13 protein-coding genes and 1 pseudogene are annotated in these 12,451 nt (G+C 70.2%); 8 read left to right on the top strand and 6 right to left on the bottom strand.

Features of this window, described 5'->3' with window-relative positions; translation table 11 throughout:
* Positions 1 to 17 precede the first annotated feature (17 nt).
* From GA0115233_RS25685 to GA0115233_RS25660, 6 genes are all read left to right on the top strand, one after another.
* Entirely contained in the window at positions 18 to 395 is a 378-nt protein-coding gene (locus GA0115233_RS25685) for a phage holin family protein (RefSeq protein WP_093722667.1), read from the top strand.
* A 6-nt stretch (positions 396 to 401) separates the two neighbouring features.
* Complete coding sequence (locus tag GA0115233_RS25680; protein ID WP_093722666.1) at positions 402 to 893, top strand: low molecular weight protein-tyrosine-phosphatase; 492 nt, start codon at positions 402 to 404, stop codon at positions 891 to 893.
* Entirely contained in the window at positions 890 to 2,029 is a 1,140-nt protein-coding gene (locus GA0115233_RS25675) for a cystathionine gamma-lyase (protein ID WP_093722665.1), read from the top strand. The genes GA0115233_RS25680 and GA0115233_RS25675 overlap by 4 nt, the downstream gene beginning before the upstream one ends.
* Before the next feature lie 240 nt (positions 2,030 to 2,269).
* On the top strand, positions 2,270 to 3,175 hold the full coding sequence (locus GA0115233_RS25670; protein WP_093722664.1) for a LysR family transcriptional regulator: 906 nt from the start codon (positions 2,270 to 2,272) through the stop codon (positions 3,173 to 3,175).
* Between the two features lie 66 nt (positions 3,176 to 3,241).
* Positions 3,242 to 3,724, top strand: a complete 483-nt coding sequence (locus GA0115233_RS25665; RefSeq protein WP_093722663.1) for an NUDIX domain-containing protein — start codon at positions 3,242 to 3,244, stop codon at positions 3,722 to 3,724.
* A 99-nt stretch (positions 3,725 to 3,823) separates the two neighbouring features.
* Complete coding sequence (locus GA0115233_RS25660) at positions 3,824 to 4,690, top strand: GNAT family N-acetyltransferase (RefSeq protein WP_093722662.1); 867 nt, start codon at positions 3,824 to 3,826, stop codon at positions 4,688 to 4,690.
* A 70-nt stretch (positions 4,691 to 4,760) separates the two neighbouring features.
* On the opposite strand, the gene GA0115233_RS25655 is transcribed toward GA0115233_RS25660, so the two are convergent.
* Positions 4,761 to 5,969, bottom strand: a complete 1,209-nt coding sequence (locus GA0115233_RS25655) for an MFS transporter (RefSeq protein ID WP_093722661.1) — start codon at positions 5,967 to 5,969, stop codon at positions 4,761 to 4,763.
* Positions 5,970 to 6,089: 120 nt separating this feature from the next.
* Here GA0115233_RS25655 and GA0115233_RS25650 point away from each other — a divergent pair, with 120 nt between their 5' ends.
* The gene (locus GA0115233_RS25650) at positions 6,090 to 6,542 is read left to right on the top strand and encodes a GNAT family N-acetyltransferase (protein ID WP_093722660.1); all 453 of its coding nucleotides are present in this window, start codon (positions 6,090 to 6,092) and stop codon (positions 6,540 to 6,542) included.
* A gap of 86 nt (positions 6,543 to 6,628) precedes the next feature.
* Here GA0115233_RS25650 and GA0115233_RS25645 read toward each other — a convergent pair whose 3' ends face one another.
* Both GA0115233_RS25645 and dnaB read right to left on the bottom strand, forming a co-directional pair.
* Positions 6,629 to 8,014, bottom strand: coding sequence for a serine hydrolase domain-containing protein (locus tag GA0115233_RS25645; RefSeq protein ID WP_093722659.1), 1,386 nt, complete (start codon positions 8,012 to 8,014; stop codon positions 6,629 to 6,631).
* 63 nt (positions 8,015 to 8,077) lie between these two features.
* Positions 8,078 to 9,556 carry a replicative DNA helicase gene (gene dnaB, locus GA0115233_RS25640; protein WP_093722658.1) on the bottom strand — a complete coding sequence of 493 codons (1,479 nt, stop codon included), beginning with the start codon at positions 9,554 to 9,556 and terminating at the stop codon, positions 8,078 to 8,080.
* A 459-nt stretch (positions 9,557 to 10,015) separates the two neighbouring features.
* Here dnaB and GA0115233_RS25635 point away from each other — a divergent pair, with 459 nt between their 5' ends.
* Entirely contained in the window at positions 10,016 to 11,353 is a 1,338-nt protein-coding gene (locus GA0115233_RS25635) for an MATE family efflux transporter (RefSeq protein WP_093722700.1), read from the top strand.
* Between the two features lie 185 nt (positions 11,354 to 11,538).
* Here the strand turns inward: GA0115233_RS25635 and rplI are convergent, their stop codons facing one another.
* From rplI to GA0115233_RS41870, 3 genes and pseudogenes are all read right to left on the bottom strand, one after another.
* The gene (rplI, locus tag GA0115233_RS25630; protein ID WP_093722657.1) at positions 11,539 to 11,985 is read right to left on the bottom strand and encodes a 50S ribosomal protein L9; all 447 of its coding nucleotides are present in this window, start codon (positions 11,983 to 11,985) and stop codon (positions 11,539 to 11,541) included.
* Positions 11,986 to 12,003: 18 nt separating this feature from the next.
* Positions 12,004 to 12,240 carry a 30S ribosomal protein S18 gene (gene rpsR, locus GA0115233_RS25625; RefSeq protein ID WP_003949403.1) on the bottom strand — a complete coding sequence of 79 codons (237 nt, stop codon included), beginning with the start codon at positions 12,238 to 12,240 and terminating at the stop codon, positions 12,004 to 12,006.
* A gap of 72 nt (positions 12,241 to 12,312) precedes the next feature.
* A pseudogene (locus tag GA0115233_RS41870) lies at positions 12,313 to 12,451 on the bottom strand (single-stranded DNA-binding protein); the annotation flags it as partial.

Genomic DNA, 12,451 nt, shown 5'->3' with positions numbered 1-12,451 from the left:
CTGCCACGATCAGACACATGAAGAATTTCGTAGTCAAGACGATCGCCAACGCGGGCGCCCTGGCGGTCGCCGTATGGCTGCTGGACAAGATCACCCTCACCGGTGACAGCACCGGCAAGAAGGTCGGCACCCTGCTCCTGGTCGCGCTGATCTTCGGGCTGGTCAACGTGGTGGTGAAGCCGCTCGTGACGCTGCTGAGCCTGCCGCTGCTCGTGCTCACGCTCGGCCTGTTCACCCTGATCGTGAACGCGCTGATGCTGCTGCTGACCTCGTGGCTCGCCGACAAGCTGGACCTGAGCTTCCATGTCGACGGTTTCTGGACCGCGGTGCTCGGCGGCCTGATCATCTCCGTGGTCTCCTGGGCGCTCAACGCGTTCCTGCCCGACGGGGACTGAGCGCCGATGACGTACCGCGTCTGTTTCGTCTGCACGGGCAACATCTGCCGTTCCCCGATGGCCGAGTCGGTCTTCCGGGAGCGGGTGGCCGAGGCCGGGCTGGACGGCCTGGTCGAGGTCGACAGCGCCGGCACCGGCGGCTGGCACGAGGGCGACCCGGCCGACCCGCGCACCGTCTCGGTGCTGGAGAGCAACGGCTACGACGGCACCCACACCGCCCGCCAGTTCCAGCACTCCTGGTTCGCCCGCCTCGACCTGGTCGTCGCGCTCGACGAGGGCCACCTGAAGGCGCTGCGCCGGCTCGCACCCAGCGAGGAGGACGCGGCGAAGGTGCGGCTGCTGCGCTCCTACGACCCCGCGGCGGGCGACGACCTCGATGTGCCTGACCCGTACTACGGGGGCATGGACGGCTTCGAGGAGTGTCTGGAGATGGTCGAGGCGGCGAGCGCCGGGCTGCTCGACGCCGTGCGCGAGGCCGTTCGGGGGCGGGCGGCGTGAGCGGGGCCGCGCGGCCCCTCGGGGAGGGCACCCGTGCGGTGCGCGCCGGGCTGCCGGACCCGGTCAAGCACGAGCCGGCCCTGCCCGGACCGGTGTTCGCGGCCCACTTCCACCTGCCCGGCGACCCGACCGGCCCGTACACCTACGGCCGCGACGAGAACCCGACCTGGACCCGTCTGGAACGGGCGGTCGGCGAGCTGGAGGCCCCCGGCGGGGACGGCGTGCACACGCTGGTCTTCGCTTCCGGCATGGCCGCCGTCTCCTCGGTCCTCTTCTCCCAGCTGCGCGCCGGGGACACCGTCGTCCTGCCCGACGACGGCTACCAGGCGCTGCCCCTGGTGCGCGAGCAGCTGGAGGCGTACGGCGTCCGGGTGCGCACCGCGCCGACCGGCGGCGACGCCCAGCTCGACGTCCTCGACGGCGCCCGGCTGCTGTGGATCGAGACGCCCTCCAACCCGGGACTGGACGTCTGCGACATCCGGCGGCTCGTCGAGGCGGCACACGCGCGTGGCGCCCTCGTCGCCGTCGACAACACCCTCGCGACCCCGCTCGGGCAGCGCCCGCTGGAGCTCGGCGCGGATTTCTCGGTCGCGAGCGGCACCAAGCAGCTCACCGGGCACGGCGACATCCTGCTCGGCTATGTGTGCGGCCGCGACGACGCGGCGATGACCGCCGTACGCCGCTGGCGCAAGCTCGTCGGGGCGATTCCGGGGCCCATGGAGGCGTGGCTGGCACATCGCTCCCTGGCCACGCTCCCGTTGCGGGTGGACCGGCAGGACGCCACCGCTCTCGTGGTCGCCGAGGCGCTGCGGGACTGGCCCGAGGACCTGAAGGTGCGCTATCCGGGCCTGCCGTCCGACCCCTCCCACGCGATCGCCGTACGGCAGATGCGGCGCCATGGGTGCGTGGTCTCCTTCACGTTGCCCTCACGCGCGCGTGCCGAGCGTTTTCTGCACGCGCTGCGGCTGGTGGACGACGCGACCAGTTTCGGCGGGGTGCGGTCCACGGCCGAGCGGCGCGGACGCTGGGGCGGGGACGCGGTGCCGGAGGGCTTCATCCGGCTCTCCGTGGGCGCCGAGGACCCCGAGGACCTGGTGGCCGATGTGCTGCGTGCGCTCCGGGAGTCGGCGCAGTGACCGGCTCCGGGGGAGGACGGCTACGCCCGGGTGCGGAGCATGCTACGTACAACCGGCGGTCCGAGCCTCCCCCCTCGTGGCTCGGACCGCCTTCGGTTCCGCGCGCGAAGAACCGCGCACACAAGGCTAGTTGACTCTGTGTCAGTGTCCAATCACAGTAGCGACAGAGACCTATCGACTTATTTATAGTTGAGCGCGGTCGGGGGGCCGAGGGAGGGCCGAAGAGGGGAGGGTGTTGGCATGGACTTGGCCTTGCTGCGCACCTTCGTGACGGTGCACAGGGCCGGTTCCTTCACGCGTGCCGCCGCGCTGCTGGGTCTGTCCCAGCCCGCGGTGACCTCCCAGATCCGCACCCTCGAACGGCAACTGGGCCGCCCGCTCTTCCTGCGGCAGGCCCGCGGGGTGACACCGACGAGCATCGGCGACGAACTCGCGCACAAGGCGGCTCCCCATCTGGACGCCCTGGTCGAGATCACCGAGGCCGGCCTGGACGACGAGTCCTCCTTACGGACCCTGCACCTGGCCGGGCCGCCCGAGTTCACCGCCGAGCGGGCGCTGCCCGCGCTCACCGAGCTGACCGGCGAGGACGGCCAGCCGTTCGCGTTGCGGGCCTCCTTCGGCACCGCCGAGGAGACGCTGGAAGGGCTGGCCGCCGGACATCATGATCTGGCCATCAGCACCGCCCGCCCGCGCGGTGCTCTGCTCACCGCGACTGCCCTCTGCGACGAGGAGCACGTCCTGCTGGCCGCCCCGCGCTGGGCGGACAAGATCGGCCCCCAGACCGCGCGGCACGAGGGAGCGCGGGCGCTGGAGGACGTCCCGGTGATCGAGGTGCACGAGTCCCTGCCCTTCGTCTCCCGCTACTGGGCCTCCGTCTTCGACTCCCGCCCGGCCGCCCCCGGCACCGTGATCGTCCCCGACCTGCGGGCGGTACTGGCCTGCGCCGCCGCCGGAGCGGGTCTCGCGGTCCTGCCCCGCTATCTGTGCGCGCCCGCGCTGGAGCGCGGCGAGGTGGTCGCCCTGCACGAACCGGCCGTACCGCCGCTGCGGACGTACTTCCTGGTCGTACGCACCGGGACACTGGCGATGCCGCATGTCGCACGGGCCCACGAGTGGCTGTTGCAGTCGGCGGCGGAGTGGTGCTGACCGCGATGTTTCACGTGGAACCAAGCACGAGGTTTCACGTGGAACCAGCCGGGCCACATTTCTCCCATGACCGTCCGACCCGTGGTCAAGCGCACCGCCCGCGCCGTTCTGCTGGACGGTGACGACCTGATCCTGATCAAGCGCACCAAGCCGGGCATGGATCCCTACTGGGTCACCCCCGGCGGCGGGGTCGAGCCCACGGACGCGACCGTCGTGGACGCCCTCCATCGCGAGGTCTACGAGGAGCTCGGCGCCAAGATCGTCGATGTGGTCCCCTGCTTCGTCGACACCGTCGAGCACATCGGCGAGGACGGCGGCGCGACCGGGGTGAAGGTCCAGCACTTCTTCGTCTGCCGACTGGAGTCGATGGACGCCTCCCTGCGGCACGGGCCCGAAGTGGAGGAGCCCATCGGCGAGTACGAGATCGTGCGGGTGCCGTTCACCCGCGTCGGCATCGCCTCGGTCCATCTCGTTCCCCTGTCGCTACGGCACTATCTGGACGGCAACATCGAGGGCGTACGGGCGATGCACGCACCGGACCTGGGCTGATCCCCCGGCGGCCGGGTCCGCCATGACCTGGCCAAAAGGACGTATGTCTCAGCCGAAACAGGTGGACGCCGGGGCCACCTGTCGGACAGCCTGACCTGCGTGCCGACACCTATCCCCACCGCTCTGCCCATCCGCCGTCTGACGCTCCGCGACCTCACCGCCTGCGCCGACCTGTCCGAGAACCGGGGGTGGCCCCGGGAGGAACACAAGTGGGGGTTCCTCCTCACCGCGGGACAGGGTTACGGCATCGACGACCCCGAAGGCGGGCTGGTGGCCGCCTGTGTGGTCACCCGGTACGGCCCGGCCGAGCGGCCCGACCTGGCGGCCATCGGCATGGTCCTGGTCGCCGAACGCCACGCCCGCCAGGGCATCGGACGCCACCTGATGCACCATGTCGTCGAGTCGTTGGGCACCGTCCCGCTGACCCTTCACGCGACGCCGAACGGCCGGCCGCTCTATGAGGAGCTGGGCTTCAAGGCCACCGGCCGGGCCGAGATGGTCGTCGGCCGGTTCACTCCCCGGGCCGAGGACCCCCAGGTCGCCACCCGCGCGGCCACCGCCGAGGACCTGCCCGCGATCCTCCGGCTCGACGAAGAGGTCTTCGGCTCCGACCGCACTCCCCTCATCACCCGGCTGCCCGCCTTCGCCGACCAGCTGCGGGTCGCCGAGGAGCGCGGCCGGATCACCGGGTACGCGGCCGCCTGGCCCAATATGCACACCCATGTCGTCGGCCCGCTGATCGCCCGGGACACGCCGACCGCCCAGGCCCTGATCGCCTCCCTCGCCGCCCGCACCGACCGCCCGCTGCGCACCGACATCGACGTACGGCACGAGGAACTGCTGGCCTGGGTCACATCGCGGGGCCTCGAATCCGTCGCCTTCAACGCGGTGATGACGTACGGCATGGACGAGCTGCCCGGCGACTGGCAGCGCCGGTTCGCCCCGCTCACGGTGGCGGCGGGCTGAACCGTACGGACATGACGGACGCCGGTTCCTTCGGGAGCCGGCGTCCTTGCTCGTGCCAGAGGCGAAGCCGTCAACGGTGTGCGAGGGCCTGCTCCCGGGCCGGGGCTGCCCCGGCGACCACGGTGCCCGCCGTGCGGTCCCGGCGCTCCAGGGCGGCCGAGAGGAAGGCCAGCAGCAGCGCGGCGGCGGCGAGGGCGGCGCCGACCCAGTTGGGGGAGGTGTAGCCGAAGCCGGCCGCGATGACCATGCCGCCGAGCCAGGCGGAGAGCGCGTTGCCCAGGTTGAAGGCGCCGATGTTCACGGCGGAGGCCAGCGTCGGAGCGCCGTGCGCCTGGTCGAGGACGCGCTTCTGCAACGGCGGGACGGTGGCGAAGCCGAGGGCGCCGATGAGGGCGATGGTGACGGCCGCGAGGACCTTGTTGTGGGCGGTGAGGGTGAACAGGGCCAGCACCACGGCCAGGGCGCCCAGGGAGACGTACAGCAGCGGCATCAGGGCGCGGTCGGCGAACCGGCCGCCGACGAGGTTGCCGCCGACCATGCCGAGCCCGAAGAGAACCAGCAGCCAGGTGACCGAGCCCTCGGCGAAGCCGGCGGCGTGGGTCATCATCGGCGCGATGTAGGTGATGGCCGCGAAGACACCGCCGAAGCCGAGCACGGTCATCGCCATCGCCAGCAGGACCTGGGTGTTCTTGAAGGCGGCCAGCTCGTGGCGCAGCCGTACGCCCTCCGGCCGGGGCAGATCGGGGACGAGCCGGGCGATCCCGGCGAGGCCGACCACGCCGAGCGCGGCGACGATGCCGAAGGTGACCCGCCAGCCGACGGACTGCCCGACGAAGGTGCCGAGCGGCACGCCCACGACGTTGGCGACGGTCAGACCGGTGAACATCATCGCGATGGCGCCGGCCTTCTTGTCGGGGCCGACCAGCTCGGCGGCGACGACCGATCCGATACCGAAGAAGGCGCCGTGGGCGAGGGAGGCGACGACCCGGCCGATCAGCATGACGGCGAAGGCGGGGGCGAGCGCGGACAGCAGGTTCCCGGCGACGAAGAGGGCCATCAGCAGCATCAGCATCCGCTTGCGGGAGATCTTGGTGCCGAGCACGGTCATCAGCGGCGCTCCGGCCACCACGCCGAGTGCGTAGCCGGTCACCAGCAGACCGGCCGTGGGGATGGAGACCCCGAAGTCGCCCGCGACCTGGGGCAGCAAACCCATGATCACGAACTCCGTGGTTCCGATTCCGAAGGCCCCGATCGCCAGGGCCAGAAGCGCGAGCGGCATGGGGGATGCCACCTTCCAGAAGATTGCAGGAGAGCTTTACGCGCCAAAACAATACTTGCAGACGCGCGATATTTGCAAGCGAAGACTATTCTCCTGCCGTCCACGCATAGAGTGAGCACCATGGGAGATCTTGAAATACGCCCCGTGACCACGAACGACGTCCCGGCGATCGTCGCGATGCTCGCCGACGACCCCCTCGGAGCCCAGCGCGAGTCGCCCGACGACCTGTCCCCCTATCTGGCGGCCCTGGAACGCCTCAACGGCGACCCCAACCAGCTTCTGAGGGTCGCCGAGCGCGACGGGCGCGTCGTGGGCACCCTCCAGCTCACGATCATCCCCGGCCTCTCCCGCAGGGGCGCGACCCGCTCGATCATCGAGGGCGTCCGCATCCACGCCGACGAGCGCGGCAGCGGCCTGGGCACGCAGCTCATCGAGTGGGCGATCGAGGAGTCCCGGCGCCAGGGCTGCTCCCTGGTCCAGCTGACCTCGGACGCCTCCCGCACGGACGCCCACCGCTTCTACGAGCGGCTCGGGTTCACGGCGTCCCACGTGGGGTTCAAGCTCGCGCTGTAGCCCTCGTACGCGCGGTAGGCCGCTGTGCCGCCGTGAGGGGCGCCCGTTTCACGTGAAACAGACGCCCCTCACTCGCCCACCGTCGGCTATCCGATGCCGCGCCACCCCTCCGGGTCCACGGCGCCCGGGACATCGGCCCCCTCCTCGTAGGGCTGCCGGGTGAACACGAACGACCCGAGGTCGAGATGGTCCACGGTCCCGTCCGGTCGCCGTACGGCCCTCAGCAACTCCCCGGCGTAGTAGCCCTCAAGACCGGTCCACGTGCCGTCCCCGTTCGCCCGGAACCGCGAACGGCGGCCCCTGCCGGACAGCGGCTCCAGGGAGACCAGACCGTCGGCCGCCACCCTCAGCGCGAAGGCATGCGTCCCCCAGTACCACTGCCCCGCCAACTCCAGTACGGCCGGATCGACTTCTTTCAGCGGCCGCCACGGCACGGGAATGCGCGGCTCCGCCTCGGCGACGATACGCACGAGGTCGCCGGCGATCAGGGCGGGCATCGGGCCCGAGGTGCAGTTGGTGAGCACCACCGCCCCGATGTCGTCGCTCTCGCTGAAGAGCATGGTCGCCAGGAAGCCCGGCAGCGACCCCGAGTGCCCCACGAGCAGGCGGCCGTCCCAGTTGATGAGCTGCATCCCGAGCCCGTAGGCCACGCCGTCGACGACGTCCGCCGTCTCGGCCGGGGCGGCCGGTGTGCGCATCTCCCGCACGCTGCTCGCGCTCAGCACCCGGTCGTCGCCTCGCAGCAGGAAGACCGCGAACCGCGCCAAGTCGGCGGTGGTGGACCACAGTTGACCGGCCGGGGCCATCAACCCGAGATCCTCGGCGGGCTCCGGGAGCATCGCGTCGGCCCAGGGGTGCACCGCCCAGCCACCGGCATGCGGCGCCCGCGGCTGCCCGCTGGTCCGGTTCAGGCCCAGGGGTTCGAGCACTTCCCTGCGCAGGACGTCCTCCCAGGGCTCCCCGCGCAGCTTCTCCACGAGGGAGCCCAGCAGGGTGTAGCCGGGGTTGGAGTAGTGGTGACGGCGGCCGACGGGGTGCAGGAGCGGCTGTTCGCCCAGGACGTCGGAGAGGTGGGGGCGCAGCGCCCCGGGCGTCCGCTCCCACCACGGCCCGGGGGACTCGGCGGCCAGCCCGCCGGTGTGGGCGAGGAGTTCGGCGATGGTGGCCTCCCCCGCGCCGGTGCCCGGCAGATGCTTCTCCAGCGGGTCCCCGAGGTCGAGCAGTCCCTCGTCGCGCAGACGCAGCACCAGAACGGCCGTGAAGGTCTTGGTGATCGAACCGATCCTGTACTGCACGTTCTCGTCCGGCACCTCCCCGTCCACACAACTGCGGGCCCCGTGCCACACCGTGCGCCCGTCCCGTACGACCGCCGCGACAAGCGAAGGCGTACGCCCCTCGGACTGGGCCACGGCGATCCGGTGCAGCAATGCCCGCCGGGTGCCCGGCAGCAACTCTTCCTGAGGTGTCGTCATTGCCCCAGTCCACCCCGAGGAGCCCCGGGGAGTCGAGCGCATATGGCCCGGGGAGCGGAGGGATCAGGTCTGCGCCATGTCGACGAAGCGCGAGTAGTGGCCCTGGAAGGCGACCGTGATCGTCGCGGTCGGGCCGTTACGGTGCTTGCCCACGATGATGTCGGCCTCGCCCGCGCGCGGTGACTCCTTCTCGTAGGCGTCCTCGCGGTGCAGCAGGATCACCATGTCGGCGTCCTGCTCGATGGAGCCGGACTCACGCAGGTCGGACACCATCGGCTTCTTGTCGGTGCGCTGCTCGGGACCACGGTTCAGCTGGGAGAGCGCGATCACCGGCACCTCCAGCTCCTTCGCCAGGAGCTTGAGGTTGCGGGACATGTCCGAGACCTCCTGCTGACGGCTCTCGGACCGCTTGGAACCACCGGACTGCATCAGCTGGAGGTAGTCGATGATCACCAGCTTGATGTCGTTGCGCTGCTTGAGCCGACGGCACTTGGCGCGGATCTCCATCATCGACAGGTTCGGGGAGTCGTCGATGTAGAGCGGCGCGGCCGACACCTCGGGCATCCGGCGCGCCAGCCGGGTCCAGTCCTCGTCCGTCATGGTGCCCGAGCGCATGTGGTGCAGGGCGACCCGGGCCTCGGCGGAGAGCAGACGCATCGCGATCTCGTTGCGGCCCATTTCCAGGGAGAAGATGACGCTCGCCAGGTTGTGCTTGATGGAGGCCGCCCGCGCGAAGTCCAGCGCGAGCGTGGACTTGCCCATCGCGGGACGGGCCGCGATGACGATCATCTGGCCCGGGTGCAGTCCGTTGGTGAGCGAGTCGAGGTCCGAGAACCCGGTGGGCACACCCGTCATCTCGCCCGTGCGGGAGCCGATCGCCTCGATCTCGTCGAGCGCGCCCTCCATGATGTCGCCGAGGGGCAGGTAGTCCTCGCTGGTGCGCTGCTCGGTGACGGCGTAGATCTCGGCCTGGGCCCGGTTGACGATCTCGTCGACGTCGTCGTCGGCCGCGTATCCCATCTGCGTGATCCGCGTACCGGCCTCGACCAGGCGGCGCAGGACGGCTCGCTCGTGGACGATTTCCGCGTAGTACTCGGCGTTCGCCGCCGTCGGGACGGTCTGGACGAGGGTGTGGAGGTAGGCCGCGCCGCCCACCTTGTTGATCTCACCGCGCTTGGTCAGCTCGGCGGCGATGGTGATGGGGTCGGCCGGCTCGCCCTTGGCGTAGACGTCGAGGATCGCCTGGAAGATCTTCTCGTGCGCGGGCTTGTAGAAGTCGTGGCCCTTGAGGATCTCGACCACGTCGGCGATGGCGTCCTTGGACAGCAGCATGCCGCCGAGGACGGACTGCTCGGCATCGAGGTCCTGGGGCGGCACGCGCTCGAATGCGGAGCCCCCCGCGTCCCATTCGCTGCTCTCCCGGCCGCGGTCGTGCTGTTCGTCGCGGCCTCGGCCGCCGTCACCGCGGCGACGGGATGCAGGCAGACGATCGCTGGGCCCGCTGTCGGCCCACGGGTCGTCCAAGGGCTCGGAAATGCTCACCGAGCCACCTCCTCCCGTCCGCCGAGCGGACCTTCGCGTGCCCCTCTGTTGTACGGCACGCCACTGACAAATAAGAGGCCCAACTCCGGTTCTGGCGCGTCGGTTTTGTCGTGTTTTCTCGACCGACGGACGGAGCGGGCGCCGGACTACGGTAGGCCCCTAGGCGACGTCAGCCAATCTGGTTATCCACAGGCCATGTGGACGACGGCCCAGATGCTGTGGACAACTGCGCGAAACCTGTGCACGACTCGGTGGACAGCCCTGTGAACAAGCCGCGCCTCTTTCTGAAAGAGCGCCCCTGACCTGCACTTTTCCCATCCACTGGCTGTGCAGAAGAAAAACTTCCCCAGTCGGCCCAAGATCGCTTCGAACGGTGCGCGAAAGCACACACCCCGAGACGGACTGTAATGGTCACTCGCTAATTGCATCTCTTACCTGTGGACGATTAGATTGGTGCTCATGACACAGGCTCCCGCGACCCCCAAGGCCGTCCGCCGTCGGCATGATCGAGAGATCATCACGCTGGCCGTCCCGGCCTTCGGCGCACTGGTCGCCGAGCCTTTGTTCGTCCTCGCCGACAGCGCCATCGTCGGCCATCTCGGCACCGCCCAGCTCGCCGGACTCGGTGTAGCCTCCGCGCTCCTGATGACCGCGGTGAGCGTCTTCGTCTTCCTCGCCTACGCCACCACCGCGGCCGTCGCCCGCAGGGTCGGCGCGAACGACCTCCCGGCCGCCATCCGTCAGGGCATGGACGGCATCTGGCTGGCCCTCATCCTCGGTGCCGTCGTCATCGCGGCCGTCCTGCCCACGGCGCCGTCCCTCGTGGAACTCTTCGGCGCCTCCGACACCGCGGCCCCCTACGCCACCACCTATCTGCGCATCTCCGCCCTCGGCATCCCGGCGATGCTCGTCGTACTCGCCGCCACCGGTGTCCTCCGCGGCCTCCAGGACACCCGGACCCCGCTCTACGTCGCCGTCGCGGGCTTCGTCGCCAACGCCGCGCTGAACGTCTTCCTCGTCTACGGCGTCGGCCTCGGCATCGCGGGCTCCGCCTGGGGCACCGTCCTGGCCCAGTGCGGCATGGCGGTCGCCTACCTCGTGGTCGTCGTCCGCGGCGCCCGCAGACACGGCGCCTCGCTGCGCCCCGACGCCGCCGGAATCAGGGCCTGTGCCCAGGCGGGCGTTCCCCTCCTGGTCCGCACGCTCTCCCTGCGCGCGATCCTGATGATCGCCACAGCCGTCGCGGCCCGCCTGGGCGACTCCGACATCGCCGCCCACCAGATCATCCTCTCCCTGTGGAGCCTGCTGGCCTTCGCCCTGGACGCCATCGCCATCGCTGGCCAGGCCATCATCGGCCGCTATCTGGGCGCCGGTGACACCGAGGGCGCCCGCCAGGCATGCCGACGCATGGTGGAGTGGGGCGTCGCTGTCGGCGTCGCCCTCGGCCTGCTGGTCGTCATCTCCCGACCGCTGCTGCTGCCGCTGTTCACCAGCGACGCAGGGGTTCAGGAAACGGCTCTGCCCGCGCTGGTGATCGTGGCTCTCTCCCAGCCGATCGCGGGAGTCGTCTTCACCCTGGACGGCGTCCTCATGGGCGCCGGCGACGGCCCCTATCTGGCCTGGGCGATGCTCCTCACCCTGGCCGTCTTCACTCCGGTCGCCCTGCTCGTCCCGACGCTGGGCGGCGGGCTGACAGCGCTCTGGGGCGCCATGACGCTGATGATGACGGTGCGGCTGCTGACCCTGTGGCTGCGTGCCCGCTCGGGCCGCTGGCTGGTGACGGGCGCGACCCGCTGACCGTTTCACGTGAAACACGTGATGCCCGGAATCCCGGTGTTTCACGTGAAACACCGCGCCGGACTCAACCGCGCCACACCGAGGCAGCAAGAAGGGGCCGCACCCCACGGGTACGGCCCCTTCTCTCAGCTCTTCAAGCCAAGCAGCTTTTCAAGCCGAACAGCTCGTCAAGCCGGACGCGGTGATCAGGCCGCGACAACCTCGATGTTGACCTTGGCGGCAACCTCGGGGTGCAGACGCACGGACGTCTCGTGGGCGCCCAGGGTCTTGATCGGAGCGGTCAGCTCGATACGACGCTTGTCGACCTCGGGGCCACCGGAAGCCTTGATCGCCGAGGCGATGTCGGCCGGGGTGACGGAACCGAAGAGACGACCGGAGTCGCCGGAGCGGACGGCCAGGCGGACCTTGACGCCCTCAAGCTGGGCCTTCACCTGGTTGGCCTGCTCGATCGTCTGGATCTCGTGGATCTTGCGAGCACGACGGATCTGCTCGACGTCCTTCTCGCCACCCTTGGTCCAACGGATCGCGAAGTTCCGCGGGATCAGGTAGTTGCGAGCGTAACCGTCCTTGACGTCGACGACGTCGCCCGCGGCACCGAGGCCGGAGACCTCGTGGGTGAGGATGATCTTCATGTGTCGGTCACCCTTCCCTTATCGCGCGGTGGAGGTGTAGGGCAGCAGCGCCATCTCACGGCTGTTCTTCACGGCCGTGGCGACGTCACGCTGGTGCTGCGTGCAGTTGCCGGTCACGCGGCGGGCACGGATCTTGCCGCGGTCGGAAATGAACTTCCGCAGCATGTTCGTGTCCTTGTAGTCCACGTACGTGACCTTGTCCTTGCAGAAAGCGCAGACCTTCTTCTTCGGCTTGCGCACAGGCGGCTTCGCCATGGTGTTTCTCCTGTGTGATCAAGAAGTTGGGGATACGACCCGCCCTCGACCAGGGGCACGAGGCCCGAGGTTCTAGAAGGGGGGCTCGTCCGAGTAGCCGCCGCCACCGCCGCCGCCGGAGTTTCCACCCCAGCCACCGCCGCCGCCCTGCTGGCCACCGGCAGGAGCGCCGGTCGCCCACGGGTCGTCGGCCGGAGCGCCGCCGCCCTGC

Origin of the sequence: Streptomyces sp. DI166, assembly GCF_900091315.1 — a bacterium.
Taxonomy (GTDB): Bacteria; Actinomycetota; Actinomycetes; order Streptomycetales; family Streptomycetaceae; genus Streptomyces; species Streptomyces fuscus.
This window is presented reverse-complemented; position numbering and strand designations above follow the sequence as displayed.

Coding starts and splice junctions, on each gene's coding strand:
- GA0115233_RS25685 (WP_093722667.1), top strand. CDS start 18: ATGAAGAATTTCGTAGTCAAGACGATCGCCAACGCGGGCGCCCTGGCG.
- GA0115233_RS25680 (WP_093722666.1), top strand. CDS start 402: ATGACGTACCGCGTCTGTTTCGTCTGCACGGGCAACATCTGCCGTTCC.
- GA0115233_RS25670 (WP_093722664.1), top strand. CDS start 2,270: ATGGACTTGGCCTTGCTGCGCACCTTCGTGACGGTGCACAGGGCCGGT.
- GA0115233_RS25665 (WP_093722663.1), top strand. CDS start 3,242: ATGACCGTCCGACCCGTGGTCAAGCGCACCGCCCGCGCCGTTCTGCTG.
- GA0115233_RS25655 (WP_093722661.1), bottom strand. CDS start 5,969: ATGCCGCTCGCGCTTCTGGCCCTGGCGATCGGGGCCTTCGGAATCGGA.
- GA0115233_RS25650 (WP_093722660.1), top strand. CDS start 6,090: ATGGGAGATCTTGAAATACGCCCCGTGACCACGAACGACGTCCCGGCG.
- GA0115233_RS25645 (WP_093722659.1), bottom strand. CDS start 8,014: ATGACGACACCTCAGGAAGAGTTGCTGCCGGGCACCCGGCGGGCATTG.
- GA0115233_RS25635 (WP_093722700.1), top strand. CDS start 10,016: ATGACACAGGCTCCCGCGACCCCCAAGGCCGTCCGCCGTCGGCATGAT.
- rplI (WP_093722657.1), bottom strand. CDS start 11,985: ATGAAGATCATCCTCACCCACGAGGTCTCCGGCCTCGGTGCCGCGGGC.
- rpsR (WP_003949403.1), bottom strand. CDS start 12,240: ATGGCGAAGCCGCCTGTGCGCAAGCCGAAGAAGAAGGTCTGCGCTTTC.